The following is a 13455-nucleotide window of genomic DNA, read 5'->3' as shown; positions in this document are numbered from 1 at the left end:
GATTAGGCGCTCCTTGTGTTCTTGCTGTTCAGCGCTGCGACGTCGAGCGTCACCGGCTGCTGTGCTTCATGCGGATGGTTTGTGCCTGCGTATACGCGCAGGTTCTTCATCTGGCGACGGCCAAGCGGGCCACGCGGAACCATGCGCTCGACAGCCTTCTCGAGAACGCGCTCCGGAAAGCGGCCTTCGATGATCTGGCGCGCGGTGCGCTCCTTGATGCCGCCCGGATAACCGGTGTGCCAGTAGTACTTCTTGTCGGTGTACTTCTTGCCGGTCAGGACAGCCTTCTCAGCGTTGATCACGATGACATTGTCACCATCGTCAACGTGGGGCGTGTAGGTGACTTTATTCTTGCCGCGCAGGATGTTGGCGATGATGGAAGCGACGCGACCAACAACGAGGCCTTCGGCGTCGATGAGGATCCACTTCTTCTCCACCTCTGCAGGCTTCTGAACGAAGGTTGACATGTTGAAACTCTTTCGTTTGAACCCGATGCGTTGCCGCCGGGCGTTTCTTGTTGCTTGAATTGGCAAGCGTGAAGCCGGCCAAAAATGAAAGCGGCCCCAAGGGACCGCGATCTGGTGCGGCTTATACGCAAAGGATGAAATGCGGTCAAGATTGCCGGTCTGACCGTCTTGAAAAATTACCCATTAAAAACAAAGGCTTAATAATGTGGTATTTTAATACCACAAATTACTTCGGCGGAATCGAATAGGTTGCCGTGGCATGGGCGACCATGTCATCGCCATCAAGCTCCGAAATCGCGGCGTCGAGCACCGCGAGCCGCTTGCCGAGCTTCAGGATGCGGCAGGTGCAATTCAGCGGCCCGAGCTCGGGTTTCCGGAGAAAGTTGATGTTGAGATTGGTGGTGACGGCGAGAGCCACCGGGCCAATATGGGCAAGCAGCGTGATATAGGCGGTCACGTCAGCGAGCGCGAACAATGTTGGCCCTGAAACGGTGCCGCCGGGGCGCAGGTGCTTCTCTTGTGGATCGAGCCGCATCGTAGCCGAGCCCGGACCCGTTGCGATCACCTCGAAGATCTTGCCATCGGTATGAACTTCGGAAAAATCCGTTTCGAGGAAGCGATTGAGATCGGCGACGGTAAGGATCGGCTCCAGAGGCATGGTTCACTCCCAATATAGAGTCCTTTTAGCGGTCCTCCAGTCATGGCAGCAAGCCGGACGAAAGTCCTATCGGCCGCTTGAAACGGCGTCTGCGGCAGCGTACCAAGCGGTGATCCGGACAAGCCGTGACGACAGTTGAGACGAAGGAGAAGAGAGATGGCGGATATCGTTCCCCTGCACAAGGAAGAACAAAAAGGCCCGGTGCTCAGCGAGATCTCCGGCAATGTCCTGCGGCTGACGCTCAACAATCCTCCGGCCAACGTCCTGTCCATCGCATTGCTTGAAGCGCTGATTGCGGAGCTGGATGCGGTTGCCCCATCCGAAGACATCCGGGTTGTGATCCTGGCTGCTTCCGGCTCGTTGTTTAGTGCCGGTCATGACCTGAAAGAGTTGACGGCGCATCGCGCGGATGAGGACCAGGGCAGGGCTCTCTTCGAAAAATCGCTGCGGCTCTGCGCTGATCTCATGCTGAAAATCAACCGGTTGCCGCAGCCGGTCATCGCCGAGATCGACGGCCTGTCAACCGCGGCCGGCTGCCAGCTGGTCGCAAGCTGCGATCTGGCGATCTGCACCGACAGTTCGACCTTCTGCACGCCCGGCGTCAATATCGGCCTGTTCTGCTCGACGCCAATGGTTGCGGTATCCCGTGCCGCCCATCCCAAGCAGGCAATGGAAATGCTGTTGACCGGCGAAACCATCGACGCTTCGACCGCCAAGGATTTCGGCCTCGTCAACCGCATCGTGCCGAAACAGTATCTGCAGCAGGTGGTCAACAAATACGCCGCCGTCATCGCCTCGAAATCGCCGCAAGCGCTGAGGATCGGCAAGCGGGCATTTTATCAGCAGGCCGAGATGAGCATCACCGAGGCCTATGATTTTGCGACAGGCGTCATGGTGGACAATCTGCTGAAGTCTGACGCGAAGGAGGGGATCGACGCCGTGCTTGGCAAGCGGACGCCGGAGTGGAGGCGGGATTAACGCAGCGCGCTGCACGATAGACATGCATCGTAACGCGTAGTATCTTTGATCGATGATCAAATCGATCGCCAATACCGCGACACGGCAATTTACAGAGAGCGGAAAATCAAAGTTTTCAGGCTTGGATGCCGGCAAGGCAAAAATGCGGCTGGTCATGTTGCAGAATGCCCGGTCGCTTGACGATCTGGCTCCTCTGAAATCGGTTGGTTTGCATAAGTTGTCGGGCGATCGAAAAAACCAATGGGCCATGACCATCAATGGGCCTTGGCGGCTGTGTTTCCGATTTGAAGATGGGCACGCTTATGACGTGGAAATCGTCGATTACCACTGAAGGAGACTGGAATGTTTGAGGTTCACCCAGGCGCGATGCTAAGAGAAGAATTGGATGCGCGCAGCATGACAGGCAACGCGTTGGCCCTCGCGTTGCGCATAAACTCCGGCCGGATTTCCGAAATTCTGACTGGAAAACGGGCTATTTCCGCCGATACCGCTTTGAGGCTCGGTCAGTTCTTTGGAAATGATCCTCAGTTCTGGCTCGGACTTCAGGCCACGTATGATCTCGCGGTCGCGTCGCGGCAAAACGGGGATCGGATCAAGGCCGAAGTTCTTCCTGCAAAATCTGCCGCCTGAACTTGGCGTCAATCATCGCTCAAGCCAGCTTCAGCATCAGTGCCCCCAGCGCAATGAGGCAGGCAGCAACGATGCGGAAGATGCTGACGCGTTCCTTCAGGAAGACGATCGAGATGACGATGGCAAACAGGATCGATGTTTCGCGCAACGCCGCCACCGTTGCCACCGGCGCTTTTGTCATGGCCCACAGCGCCAGGCCATAGGCGCCGATCGAGCCGCCGCCGCCGATCAGACCGCGCCACCATTGATGGCGTACGTGGAAGAGCACCGGCGCAAAGCCGCGTTTTGCAAAAGCCCATGTAAACAGAAGCACCGGTGGCAGGAGCGCCATCCACAGCGTGTAGGAGATGGGATTGAGCGCCAGCCGCGCACCGATCCCATCGACATAGGTATAGCAGGCAATCACCACGGCATTGGCCAGCGCCAGCAGGATGGCGCGCTTGCCGCCCTTGCGCGCTTCGAAGGCGAGCGTCAGCACGCCGGTCGAGATCGTCAGGACGCCGGCAATCGCGCCGCTCGACAGGTTTTCGCCGATGATCGCCCCACTTGTCGCCGCCACTAGCAACGGTGCCACGCCGCGCATCAGCGGATAGACGAGGCCGATATCGCCGGCGCGGTAGGCAGCGGCGACAAGCTGGAAATAGGCGAACTGGAACAGCGCCGAAACCAGAATGAACGGCCAGGCATCCGGATGCGGCAGCGGCATGAAGGGGAGGAAGGGCAGGGCGACGACGGCGGCACCCAGCGCAATCATCGCCGCATCGAGCGACTTTTCCGATCCGGCCTTGACCAGTGCATTCCAAGTCGCATGCAGGAGCGCTCCAAACAGAACGAGAGCGATGACGTCGAGAGGCACGGGAAACCTTTGGAAATACGAGAAAGGGTCGGCTGAGAAAACGGTGCAGCGTCCGAGTTTTGCGGCGGCAATAGCCGAAAAGCAATCCGATTTTCCAGCAAGGCCGGATGAAGGCCAGATTTGGTGACATCCTAGCCATTTTATAAGCCGCTGATTTACATGCAGCCGCGAACGTGATCGGTTGAAACCTTAAAAGGCCGTCCCATGTATCGGCACACAGAGTATAGAGGCCGGAATTCAACAATGAATCATGATGTCTATCCCGACTATTATCTCTCCGATATTTTGCGCGCGACGAAAACAATTGCCCTGGTCGGCGCATCGCCCAATGCGGAGCGGCCGAGCTACCGCGTGATGGCGTTCCTGCTGCGCAAGGGCTACACGGTTTTCCCGGTCAATCCGGGCCAGGCGGGCAAGGAAATCCACGGCCAGACGGTTTACGCCACGCTTGCCGATATTCCCGAACCGGTCGATATGGTCGATGTGTTCCGCGCCGCAGATGCGCTTCCGGCCCTGGTCGATGAAATCCTCGCCTTGAAAAACCAGCCCCAATTCATCTGGACGCAACTGGCCGTGCGCGACGACCAAGCTGCGGCAAAGGCTGAGGAAAACGGCATCAAGGTGGTGATGGACCGCTGCCCGGCGATCGAGTATCCGCGGCTGGTCGGCTGATTTTGCAACCGTGGGCTCAAGGATTTGGAATTCCTTGCTCGCGCGGCCTGCAAATCAGGCAAAACAGTCTTTGACCGCACGGTACTGCCTCTGAAATAGTGCGCCGAACTTGACCAAGGGAGGACACATCCATGACCAACAAACCCGGTTTCAACACGCTTGCGATCCACGCAGGAGCAGCGCCGGACCCGACGACGGGCGCGCGGGCAACGCCGATCTACCAGACGACCAGCTTCGTTTTCAACGACACCGACCACGCCGCCTCGCTGTTCGGCCTGCAGGCGTTCGGCAATATCTACACGCGAATCATGAACCCGACCCAGGCGGTGCTCGAAGAGCGCGTCGCGGCCCTTGAAGGCGGCACGGCAGCGCTTGCTGTCGCCTCCGGCCATGCCGCGCAGCTTCTGGTCTTCCACGCCATCATGAGCCCCGGCGACAACTTCCTTGCAGCCCGCCAGCTCTACGGCGGCTCGGTGAACCAGTTCGGCAATGCCTTCAAGTCGTTCGACTGGCAGGTGCGCTGGGTGGATACCAACGATATCGCCTCGTTCGAAAGTCAGATCGATGACCGCACCAAGGCGATCTTCATCGAGAGCCTCGCCAATCCCGGCGGCACTTTTGTCGACATCGCCGCCATTTCCGCCGTCGCCAAGAAGCATGGCCTGCCGCTGATCGTCGATAACACGATGGCAACGCCCTATCTGATCCAGCCGATCGAGCACGGTGCCGATATCATCGTGCATTCGCTGACCAAGTTCATGGGCGGCCATGGCAATTCGATGGGTGGCGTGATTGTCGATGGCGGCACGTTCGACTGGTCGAAATCCGGCAAATACCCGATCCTGTCGGAACCGCGCCCGGAATATGCCGGCATGGTGCTGCATGCGACCTTCGGCAATTTCGCCTTCGCTATCGCCTGCCGGGTTCTGGGCCTGCGCGATTTCGGCCCGGCTATTTCGCCGTTCAACGCCTTCCTGCTCCTGACCGGCATTGAGACGCTGCCGCTCAGAATGCAGCGCCATTGCGACAATGCGCTGGCGGTTGCCACATGGCTGAGCAGCCATGACAAGGTGGCCTGGGTGAAATATGCCGGTCTTGAAAGTGACGCCAATCACGGACTGCAGCAGAAATATTCCAAGCGTGGTGCCGGCGCCGTCTTCACCTTCGGCCTGAAAGATGGATACGAGGCCGGAAAGCGCTTTGTCGAGGGCCTGGAAATGGTCTCGCATCTCGCCAATATCGGCGACACACGCTCGCTGGTGATCCACCCTGCTTCGACCACGCACCGGCAGTTGACGCCGGAACAGCAGACGGCGGCCGGCGCTGGCCCGGAAGTCGTGCGCCTGTCGGTCGGGATCGAGGATGTTGCTGATATCATCGCCGATCTCGAACAGTCGCTGGCGAAAGCCTGATCCCTTCAAAGATGGCCGGTTCGCCGGCCATCTCCTTGTTCATGCGGAGCATCCATGACCAACGCGCTGATTTTCGATCCTGCATCTCTCGAGCCCGAGGCGGGCGCGCCGGCGCCTGACCGCTTGATTTCCGGCACGCCGCAATTCCGGACCTGGAATTTCGAGGAAACTGACGGCGGCATTTATGCCGGCATCTGGGAGGCAACGCCGGGCAAGTGGCGGATCGTCTATGACGAGTGGGAATATTTCCACATCCTGTCCGGCCTTTCGATCGTGACGGAAGACGGCGGTGCCGAAACGCACTTGAAGGCCGGCGACAGCATGATCCTCAGACCTGGCTTCAAGGGAACCTGGGAAGTGATTGAAACGACTCGCAAGGATTATGTCATCCGGGTCTAGTATTCCCGCCCGGGTGGATGACGTCTCTCATACTGCACACTTCATATTGTCGAATATTGTCGAATATTTTTCAGGAGAAATCTCATGTCCCACGCCGATAAACCCGTCTGGTTCATCACCGGTTGCTCAACCGGTTTTGGCCGGCAACTGGCACAGCAGACACTCTCGCTCGGTTACCCGACCGTCGTGACCGCCCGCAATCCGGCGCAGGTCGAAGACCTTGTTACCGGCAACGAGGACAAGGCTCTGGCCTTGCAGCTCGACGTCACCAAGCCGGATGAGGTCGAGGCTGCAGTCCAGGCGGCACTCGCCGGTTTCGGCCGCATCGACGTCCTCGTCAACAATGCCGGTATTGGCTATTTCGGCTCGGTCGAGGAAAGCGAGATGGACGAAGTCCGCCGCATGTTCGAAATCAACGTCTGGGGTCTTGCCGCCGTCACGCGGGCGGTTCTGCCTGCCATGCGCCAGCAGCGGTCCGGCACCGTCGTCAACATATCCTCCATCGGCGGCATTCGCGGCGGCCCGGCCGTCGGCTTCTACAACGCCACCAAATTCGCCGTCGAAGGCCTGTCCGAGGCTCTGTCGCTTGAGACAGCGCCGCTCGGCATCAAGGTCCTTCTGGTGGAGCCCAGCGGTTTCAGAACCGATTGGGCCGGACGCTCGGCCAATGAAGCGCCGCAGACGATCGACGACTACAGCGGCACGGCCGGCAAGAATGCCGCGGGCATCCGCGAACGCAATGGCAAGCAGCCGGGCGATCCGGAGCGGGCCGTGAAGGCGATCATCAAGGCCGTCGAAGCCGAAAACCCACCGCTGCGTCTGCTCCTGGGCAAGGCGGCGCTGGCTGGCGGGCGCGGCAAGATCGACACGTTGCGCCGCGATTTCGAGGCCTGGGCCGACGTTACCGAAGCGGCGGATTTTCCGGAGTGAGGAAAAGGCTCGGCGCAGCTCGAATGCTGCGCCGTCCGTTCTACCATTCCAGCTCCAGCCGCTCCAGCCCGTGGAAATGATAGCTGTCCTTGACCTGTGGTTCGGCCGCAAGCCGCAGGCCGGGCAGCCTTTCGAACAGGATCGGCAGCGATAGTTTCAGTTCCAGCCGTGCCAAGGGCGCTCCGATGCAGAAATGCAGTCCTGCACCGAAGGATACGTGTGCGCCTTCGTTGCGGCCGGGACGGAAGGTGAGGGGATCGGAGAATTTCTTCGGATCGACATTGGCAGCTCCAAGCAACAGCCCGATCTTGTCGCCCTTCTTCAGGGTGATGCCGTCTTCGAGCTCAATGTCGGACAGGGCATAGCGCTGGAAGATATGCAGCGGCGCGGCATAGCGCATCGTCTCCTCGATGGTCCGTTCGGTGGTGGTATCGCTGGAAAACACGTCCTTTGGCGATGTGCCGGTTTCCAGCAGGGTGTGCACGGCATTGCCGAGCTGATGCACGGTGGCCTCATGTCCGGCGTTCAAGAGAAGCACAACCGTAGAAATCAGCTCGTCGTCGGACAGCCGCTCGCCGTCCTTTTCCGTGGTGATCATATGGGTCAGGAGATCGTCGGCCGGATTTTGCCGCTTCCAGCCGATAATCCCCTTCAGGTATTCGGCAAACTCGGCCGACGCCTGGTTTGCATCCTGTTCGGTCTCCAGCGACGGATTGAACACATACATTTTCACCATGCGGTGCGACCAGTCGAGCAGTTTGGGCGCCATGTCTGTGGGCACGCCGAGCATCCGGGCGATCACGGTCACCGGCACGATCTCGGCGTAAGCTTTCAACAGCTCCACATGCCCATCCTTCTTAAAACCGTCGATAAGGGAATGGGAAAGGGCGGCAATATCCGGCTTCAGCTGTTCGATCTGGCGCGAAACAAAGGCGCGGTTGACCAGCGTGCGCAGCCGCGTATGGGCGGGTGGTTCAAGCTCCAGCAGCGAATGGGCTTCCAGACGGTCGAAATCTGCAAGATGCGGCTTGGGCTCGGGCAGGCCCAGCTCCTCGCGGGTTGCCACATGCAGGATCTGCCGGCCGAAACGCCGGTCGCGCAACAGGCTGTTCACCTGATCGTAGCCCGCAAAATACCATTGCTGCTGTTCCTCCCAGAAGAAGGACGGACATTGGGCATGCAGGGCGGCGTAGGCGGAAAGCGGGTTCGTGTAGAAAGCGGGATCGCGCACGTCGATATGGGCGGTTCGCGTGTCCGGCTGGATGGTAATGGCTGAAGGTATCGGCATTGTGCATTCTCACTGGATGAAACGGCGTCTGGCGCTTGTGATTTATGGCGAGTGCTGCGAACCCGACAAGCAGATTGTCATGCTGCTGCTAGATTTCCCCACCCGCAAAATCGCATCTCATCCCGTGAAATGCGCCGATCTGGCGGATGCCGTCTTGCCTTGCGGTGCGACATGTCTATGTCTTGCTTGGTGAACGGCAACGACCAGAGAGAGACTATGGCTTCGTCGCATACCAGCCTGTCAGCGGGCATTCTGGCCGCCATCCGCGGAAAACGCGTATCCCTGGCGGGCAGGGATCCGGCAGGCGACCGCGGCGATACCGTCATTGCCTCCTACAATATCCACAAATGCGTCGGTACCGACAATCGTTTCGACCCCGGCCGCATCACCGATGTGATCAGCGAAATCGGCGCCGATATCATCGCGCTGCAGGAGGCCGACCAGCGGTTTGGCGAGCGCGCGGGCCTGCTTGATCTTGAGCGGCTGCACCGCGACTGTCACCTGATCGCGGTGCCGATCGCAGCCTTTTCCGCCAAGGGCCATGGCTGGCACGGCAATGTGCTGCTGTTGCGCGAAGGCGCGGTCGCCAAGGTCCATCAGCTGAAACTGCCGGGTGTCGAGCCGCGCGGCGCGCTGGTTGTGGATCTCGACTTGAAGGCCGGACCGCTCCGGATCATTGCCGCGCATTTTGGCCTGCTGCGGCATTCCCGCGCCCGCCAGGCGGCGGCGATCATCGCTGCCATCAGCGAGGCGGAAGAGCGGCCGACGCTGTTGATCGGCGATCTCAACGAGTGGCGGATGGGCCGCCGCTCGGCGCTGAGTTCGCTGAGCCCGATCTTTGATCACGCCGCAACCGCCGTGCCGAGTTTTCCCTCGCGCTTTCCGCTATTGGCCCTCGACCGGGTGATGGGAAGCCCGCACAATCTGGTGACCGCCGTCGAGGTCCATAACACGCCGCTGTCGCGCGTCGCCTCCGATCACCTGCCGATCAAGGCCTATATCGATCTGAAGGCCGCGCTGGGCGAGGCAAAGCCGGCGCAAGCGGTCTCCGCCGCGCAACCATGACCAACAGGCCGTCCTAGCATGCGTGCCCATATCGTCGCTCTGTCAGTTTCCGTGTTCGCTCTTCTGGCGCTGGTTGCCGTCTATGCCTATGGCCGTTTCGGGCGCCGCCTTCAGGGGCCGGCATCGGCAGCCTTGCAGCCGCAGGAGGGGGAGACGGAGCTGGACCGGCTGGCGCAACCGTTGCTTGGCGAAAACCCGGGCCTCAACGGCATTTCGCTGGTCTCCGACAATATGGCTGCTTTTGCGTTGCGGGCGATATCGGCGCGCAGGGCAGGGCGCAGCCTCGATCTGCAATATTACTACTGGAAGAACGATCTGACCGGGCGGATGCTGATCCGCGAGGTGCTGGCCGCTGCTGATCGCGGCGTCAAGGTGCGGCTTCTGTTGGATGATATCAATGCCGGGCTGCACGACCGCATGTGCCTGTCGCTGGATGGCCATGCCAATATCGAGGTACGGCTGTTCAATCCAAGCCGGGCGCGCACCGACCGTTTGAAGCGCGGGCTGGAAATGATGATGCGGCCTTTCCGGGCCACGCGGCGCATGCACAACAAGCAGTGGATCGCCGATGGCCGGGTCGTGATCGCCGGCGGGCGCAATATCGGCGACGCCTATTTCGATGCCGATGAGCTGTCGAATTTCCGCGATCTCGATGTCTGGATGCTGGGGCCGGTCGCCGACGAGGCCGCAACGGTTTTTGACCGCTACTGGAACAGTTCCGTGGTGGTGCCGATCGGGTCGTTGCGCACGCCGCGCGCCCATTATCTGCCGGCGTTCCGGACGAAGCTGGAGAAAATCGCTCAAACGCCGGGTGGACGGCACTATCTGGCCCATGCCGGCAAGGCGATACCCGACGGTACCCTTTTGCCGGATGGCGCGGTCCTGCATTGGACGAGCGCCGCCATGCTGGTGTCTGATCCCCCCGAAAAAGCGTTTCTGCAGAAGCGCAACAACTGGGTGATGCGGGAACTGATGCCGGCGCTGACCTCGGCGCAGCATGGCGTGCGGGTAATTTCCCCCTATTTCATTCCCGGCGCGCAGGGCATTGCCGAGATCACGCGGCTGGTCGAGCGGCATGTCAAGGTCGAGGTTTTGACCAATTCGCTCGCCGCAACCGACGTCGCTGCCGTTCACGGCGCCTATGCCAATTACCGCAAGGCTCTGCTGAGGGGCGGGGCGGTGCTGTTCGAGCTGAAGGCGACGCATGAACCGGGCGATCCGCAGCGGATGTCGCTGTTCGGCTCGCGCGGCGCAAGCCTTCACACCAAGGCCTTCACGGTCGATGGAAAAACCGGCTTTGTCGGCTCTATGAATTTCGACCCACGCTCGGCATCGCTGAATACGGAAATGGGCGTGCTCTTTACCCACCCCGCTCTGGTGCGGGAGGTGGAGGCGATCTTCGATGCGGAAACCAGCCCGGACAACAGCTTCCGCCTGTCGCTCGACGGCGGCCGGCTGCGCTGGCACGACCGCTTGGGCGATGAGGCGCGGGTGCTTCGCCGCGAGCCGGAAGCCGGCTTCTGGCGCCGCCTGATTGCCGGCGTTATCGGCGTCCTGCCGATTGAATCGCAACTGTGACCCGCATTTACCGATTTTTCACTCAGAATGCGCCAAAGCCTGTGTGGAACAGCATAAATCCCCGATTGCCCCTATCACGCCCGTTCGCAGCCGCTAAAGGGTAGGGCGGGCGCTTGACGTGGCAAGGTTGCGGTTCAAAACGTGTATTAACGTTATGAAGACTTCGCGACTTGAAGTGGGGTACTTGGACACTCTATGTATGGACAAGAGATATTCCCGATGATTCCCGGTGCGCGAAAGGGTTTGCGCGCCAGATAGACAAAGGTTTGACATGAGAAATCCCGTTGATACCGCTATGGCTCTGGTGCCGATGGTCGTTGAACAGACCAATCGCGGCGAGCGCTCCTACGATATCTTTTCGCGTCTCCTGAAAGAGCGCATCATCTTTCTGACGGGTCCGGTGGAAGACCACATGGCAACGCTGATCTGCGCGCAGTTGCTGTTCCTGGAGGCTGAAAACCCGAAGAAGGAAATCGCCCTCTACATCAATTCGCCGGGTGGCGTCGTCACCGCCGGCATGGCGATCTACGATACGATGCAGTTCATCAAGCCGGCCGTCTCGACGCTGTGCATCGGCCAGGCCGCGTCCATGGGCTCGCTGCTTCTGGCGGCCGGCCACAAGGATATGCGTTTTGCGACGCCGAACGCCCGCATCATGGTTCACCAGCCGTCTGGCGGCTTCCAGGGCCAGGCATCCGACATCGAACGGCATGCCCGCGACATCCTGAAAATGAAGCGCCGTTTGAACGAAGTTTACGTCAAGCACACCGGCCGCACCTTGGAAGAGGTTGAACAGACGCTTGATCGTGACCACTTTATGACTGCTGATGAAGCGCTCAGCTGGGGTGTCGTCGACAAGGTCATCACCTCGCGTGAGGCCATGGAAGCCGCGTCAGAAGCGTGAAAACAAGCTTTTGTGTGCGGATAGATGCATTTGTGACACAATTGTAACCGTCATGGGGCTTTATCCGCAGGCCAAAGCCGTTAATATCGACCGTTAATGCTATGTTGAAGTTTGAAGTCCTAGCATTCGGTATTCGGTGGGAGATTCGTTGCTGCCGGACATCAAACGTGGTTGTTTGAAGCCGGTTCGTACTCCCGAGAGCGCCGTGATTTTGCGCCATCAAAGCGGAAAATGTGCGGAGCGGGTTGAGTAGTCCGTTTCACCTTCTCTCAAGGTGTCCGGCGTGCTGGAAGGAAAGTGATATGAGCAAGGTCAGCGGTAGCAACGGCGGTGACTCCAAGAATACCCTATACTGCTCCTTCTGCGGGAAGAGCCAGCACGAGGTCCGCAAGCTGATTGCCGGACCGACAGTGTTCATCTGCGATGAATGCGTCGAATTGTGCATGGACATCATCCGCGAAGAGAACAAGACATCGATGGTCAAGTCCCGCGATGGCGTTCCGACGCCGCAGGAGATCATCAAGGTTCTCGACGAATACGTCATTGGCCAGCAACAGGCCAAGCGCATCCTGTCGGTTGCCGTCCACAACCATTACAAGCGCCTGGCCCATGCCGCCAAGGGCACCGACGTTGAGTTGGCGAAATCCAACATCATGCTCGTCGGCCCGACCGGTTGCGGCAAGACCTATCTGGCGCAGACCTTGGCCCGCATCATCGACGTGCCGTTCACCATGGCCGATGCCACGACGCTCACGGAAGCCGGTTATGTCGGCGAGGATGTCGAAAACATCATCCTGAAGCTCCTGCAGTCGGCCGACTATAATGTCGAGCGTGCGCAGCGCGGCATCGTCTATATCGACGAAGTCGACAAGATTTCGCGCAAGTCCGACAATCCGTCGATCACGAGGGACGTTTCGGGCGAGGGTGTGCAGCAGGCGCTGCTGAAGATCATGGAAGGCACGGTCGCATCCGTTCCTCCGCAGGGCGGCCGCAAGCATCCGCAGCAGGAGTTCCTGCAGGTTGACACGACCAACATCCTGTTCATCTGCGGCGGCGCATTTGCCGGCCTCGACAAGATCATCTCGGCGCGCGGCGAAAAGACCTCGATCGGCTTTGGTGCTTCGGTGAAGTCGCCGGAAGACCGCCGCGTCGGCGAAGTGCTGCGCGAACTGGAGCCGGAAGATCTGGTGAAGTTCGGCCTCATCCCGGAATTCATCGGCCGTCTGCCTGTCCTGGCGACGCTGGAGGATCTCGACGAGCCGGCTCTGATCCAGATCCTGTCGGAACCGAAGAACGCGCTGATCAAGCAGTACCAGCGGCTGTTCGAGATGGAAGACGTCGAGTTGACGTTCCATGAGGACGCGCTGCGCGAAATCGCCAAGCGGGCGATCATCCGCAAGACCGGTGCCCGTGGCCTGCGCTCGATCATGGAGAAGATCCTGCTCGACACCATGTTCGAACTGCCGACGCTGGAAGGCGTTCGCGAAGTGGTCATCTCCGACGAGGTGGTCAAGGGCTCCGCCCGCCCGCTCTACATCTATTCGGAGCGCTCGGAAGAGAAGGCCAACGTTTCGGCCTGACCTGACTTCGGCCAGACCTGATTTTGGCTTGACCTGAT

At 59.9% G+C, this 13455-nt stretch carries 15 protein-coding genes; 11 read left to right on the top strand and 4 right to left on the bottom strand.

Annotated features, from left to right (window positions below):
• Window positions 1-2 precede the first annotated feature (2 nt).
• A complete protein-coding gene (gene rplM, locus PYR65_RS15450) occupies window positions 3-467 on the bottom strand; it encodes a 50S ribosomal protein L13 (protein ID WP_060641245.1) in 465 nt (154 codons plus the stop codon).
• 226 nt (window positions 468-693) lie between these two features.
• Entirely contained in the window at window positions 694-1125 is a 432-nt protein-coding gene (locus tag PYR65_RS15445) for a PaaI family thioesterase (protein WP_276118598.1), read from the bottom strand.
• A 156-nt stretch (window positions 1126-1281) separates the two neighbouring features.
• Here PYR65_RS15445 and PYR65_RS15440 point away from each other — a divergent pair, with 156 nt between their 5' ends.
• From PYR65_RS15440 to PYR65_RS15430, 3 genes are read left to right on the top strand one after another with little or no spacing between them, the layout of a single operon-like run.
• On the top strand, window positions 1282-2103 hold the full coding sequence (locus tag PYR65_RS15440; protein WP_276118597.1) for an enoyl-CoA hydratase: 822 nt from the start codon (window positions 1282-1284) through the stop codon (window positions 2101-2103).
• Between the two features lie 52 nt (window positions 2104-2155).
• Entirely contained in the window at window positions 2156-2434 is a 279-nt protein-coding gene (locus PYR65_RS15435; RefSeq protein ID WP_276118596.1) for a type II toxin-antitoxin system RelE/ParE family toxin, read from the top strand.
• A gap of 11 nt (window positions 2435-2445) precedes the next feature.
• Window positions 2446-2733, top strand: coding sequence for a HigA family addiction module antitoxin (locus tag PYR65_RS15430; RefSeq protein ID WP_060641242.1), 288 nt, complete (start codon window positions 2446-2448; stop codon window positions 2731-2733).
• Window positions 2734-2752: 19 nt separating this feature from the next.
• On the opposite strand, the gene PYR65_RS15425 is transcribed toward PYR65_RS15430, so the two are convergent.
• On the bottom strand, window positions 2753-3589 hold the full coding sequence (locus tag PYR65_RS15425) for an EamA family transporter (RefSeq protein WP_276118595.1): 837 nt from the start codon (window positions 3587-3589) through the stop codon (window positions 2753-2755).
• 243 nt (window positions 3590-3832) lie between these two features.
• Here PYR65_RS15425 and PYR65_RS15420 point away from each other — a divergent pair, with 243 nt between their 5' ends.
• The 4 genes from PYR65_RS15420 to PYR65_RS15405 all read left to right on the top strand — a co-directional run bounded on the left by PYR65_RS15420 (window position 3833) and on the right by PYR65_RS15405 (window position 7002).
• Complete coding sequence (locus tag PYR65_RS15420) at window positions 3833-4261, top strand: CoA-binding protein (protein WP_276118594.1); 429 nt, start codon at window positions 3833-3835, stop codon at window positions 4259-4261.
• 131 nt (window positions 4262-4392) lie between these two features.
• Window positions 4393-5673: an O-acetylhomoserine aminocarboxypropyltransferase gene (locus PYR65_RS15415; RefSeq protein ID WP_060641239.1), complete on the top strand. Its 1281-nt coding sequence runs from the start codon at window positions 4393-4395 to the stop codon at window positions 5671-5673.
• Between the two features lie 54 nt (window positions 5674-5727).
• Complete coding sequence (locus PYR65_RS15410) at window positions 5728-6072, top strand: cupin domain-containing protein (RefSeq protein WP_276118593.1); 345 nt, start codon at window positions 5728-5730, stop codon at window positions 6070-6072.
• Between the two features lie 84 nt (window positions 6073-6156).
• Entirely contained in the window at window positions 6157-7002 is an 846-nt protein-coding gene (locus PYR65_RS15405; RefSeq protein ID WP_276118592.1) for an oxidoreductase, read from the top strand.
• A 40-nt stretch (window positions 7003-7042) separates the two neighbouring features.
• On the opposite strand, the gene PYR65_RS15400 is transcribed toward PYR65_RS15405, so the two are convergent.
• Entirely contained in the window at window positions 7043-8290 is a 1248-nt protein-coding gene (locus PYR65_RS15400) for a cytochrome P450 (RefSeq protein ID WP_276118591.1), read from the bottom strand.
• Between the two features lie 216 nt (window positions 8291-8506).
• Between PYR65_RS15400 and PYR65_RS15395 the strand changes: the two genes are divergently transcribed.
• From PYR65_RS15395 to clpX, 4 genes are all read left to right on the top strand, one after another.
• On the top strand, window positions 8507-9355 hold the full coding sequence (locus PYR65_RS15395) for an endonuclease/exonuclease/phosphatase family protein (RefSeq protein WP_276118590.1): 849 nt from the start codon (window positions 8507-8509) through the stop codon (window positions 9353-9355).
• 18 nt (window positions 9356-9373) lie between these two features.
• Complete coding sequence (locus PYR65_RS15390) at window positions 9374-10933, top strand: phospholipase D family protein (protein WP_276118589.1); 1560 nt, start codon at window positions 9374-9376, stop codon at window positions 10931-10933.
• A gap of 271 nt (window positions 10934-11204) precedes the next feature.
• Window positions 11205-11837 (top strand): ATP-dependent Clp endopeptidase proteolytic subunit ClpP, encoded by a 633-nt coding sequence (gene clpP, locus PYR65_RS15385; RefSeq protein ID WP_060641233.1) that lies wholly within the window; start codon window positions 11205-11207, stop codon window positions 11835-11837.
• 302 nt (window positions 11838-12139) lie between these two features.
• Window positions 12140-13417 carry an ATP-dependent Clp protease ATP-binding subunit ClpX gene (gene clpX, locus PYR65_RS15380; RefSeq protein ID WP_060641232.1) on the top strand — a complete coding sequence of 426 codons (1278 nt, stop codon included), beginning with the start codon at window positions 12140-12142 and terminating at the stop codon, window positions 13415-13417.
• The last annotated feature ends 38 nt before the right edge of the window (window positions 13418-13455 follow it).

It is taken from the genome of Pararhizobium qamdonense (assembly GCF_029277445.1).
GTDB classification, from domain to species: domain Bacteria; phylum Pseudomonadota; class Alphaproteobacteria; order Rhizobiales; family Rhizobiaceae; genus Pararhizobium; species Pararhizobium qamdonense.
Note: the sequence above shows the minus strand (reverse complement) of the source record. Positions and strands in the feature narration are given on the sequence as shown.

Excerpts from the sequence above, each read along its gene's own strand:
- PYR65_RS15435 (WP_276118596.1), top strand. The coding sequence starts at position 2,156 with ATGATCAAATCGATCGCCAATACCGCGACACGGCAATTTACAGAGAGC.
- PYR65_RS15445 (WP_276118598.1), bottom strand. The coding sequence starts at position 1,125 with ATGCCTCTGGAGCCGATCCTTACCGTCGCCGATCTCAATCGCTTCCTC.
- PYR65_RS15415 (WP_060641239.1), top strand. The coding sequence starts at position 4,393 with ATGACCAACAAACCCGGTTTCAACACGCTTGCGATCCACGCAGGAGCA.
- PYR65_RS15390 (WP_276118589.1), top strand. The coding sequence starts at position 9,374 with ATGCGTGCCCATATCGTCGCTCTGTCAGTTTCCGTGTTCGCTCTTCTG.
- PYR65_RS15400 (WP_276118591.1), bottom strand. The coding sequence starts at position 8,290 with ATGCCGATACCTTCAGCCATTACCATCCAGCCGGACACGCGAACCGCC.
- PYR65_RS15405 (WP_276118592.1), top strand. The coding sequence starts at position 6,157 with ATGTCCCACGCCGATAAACCCGTCTGGTTCATCACCGGTTGCTCAACC.
- PYR65_RS15410 (WP_276118593.1), top strand. The coding sequence starts at position 5,728 with ATGACCAACGCGCTGATTTTCGATCCTGCATCTCTCGAGCCCGAGGCG.
- rplM (WP_060641245.1), bottom strand. The coding sequence starts at position 467 with ATGTCAACCTTCGTTCAGAAGCCTGCAGAGGTGGAGAAGAAGTGGATC.
- clpX (WP_060641232.1), top strand. The coding sequence starts at position 12,140 with ATGAGCAAGGTCAGCGGTAGCAACGGCGGTGACTCCAAGAATACCCTA.
- PYR65_RS15420 (WP_276118594.1), top strand. The coding sequence starts at position 3,833 with ATGAATCATGATGTCTATCCCGACTATTATCTCTCCGATATTTTGCGC.
- PYR65_RS15430 (WP_060641242.1), top strand. The coding sequence starts at position 2,446 with ATGTTTGAGGTTCACCCAGGCGCGATGCTAAGAGAAGAATTGGATGCG.
- PYR65_RS15440 (WP_276118597.1), top strand. The coding sequence starts at position 1,282 with ATGGCGGATATCGTTCCCCTGCACAAGGAAGAACAAAAAGGCCCGGTG.
- clpP (WP_060641233.1), top strand. The coding sequence starts at position 11,205 with ATGAGAAATCCCGTTGATACCGCTATGGCTCTGGTGCCGATGGTCGTT.
- PYR65_RS15395 (WP_276118590.1), top strand. The coding sequence starts at position 8,507 with ATGGCTTCGTCGCATACCAGCCTGTCAGCGGGCATTCTGGCCGCCATC.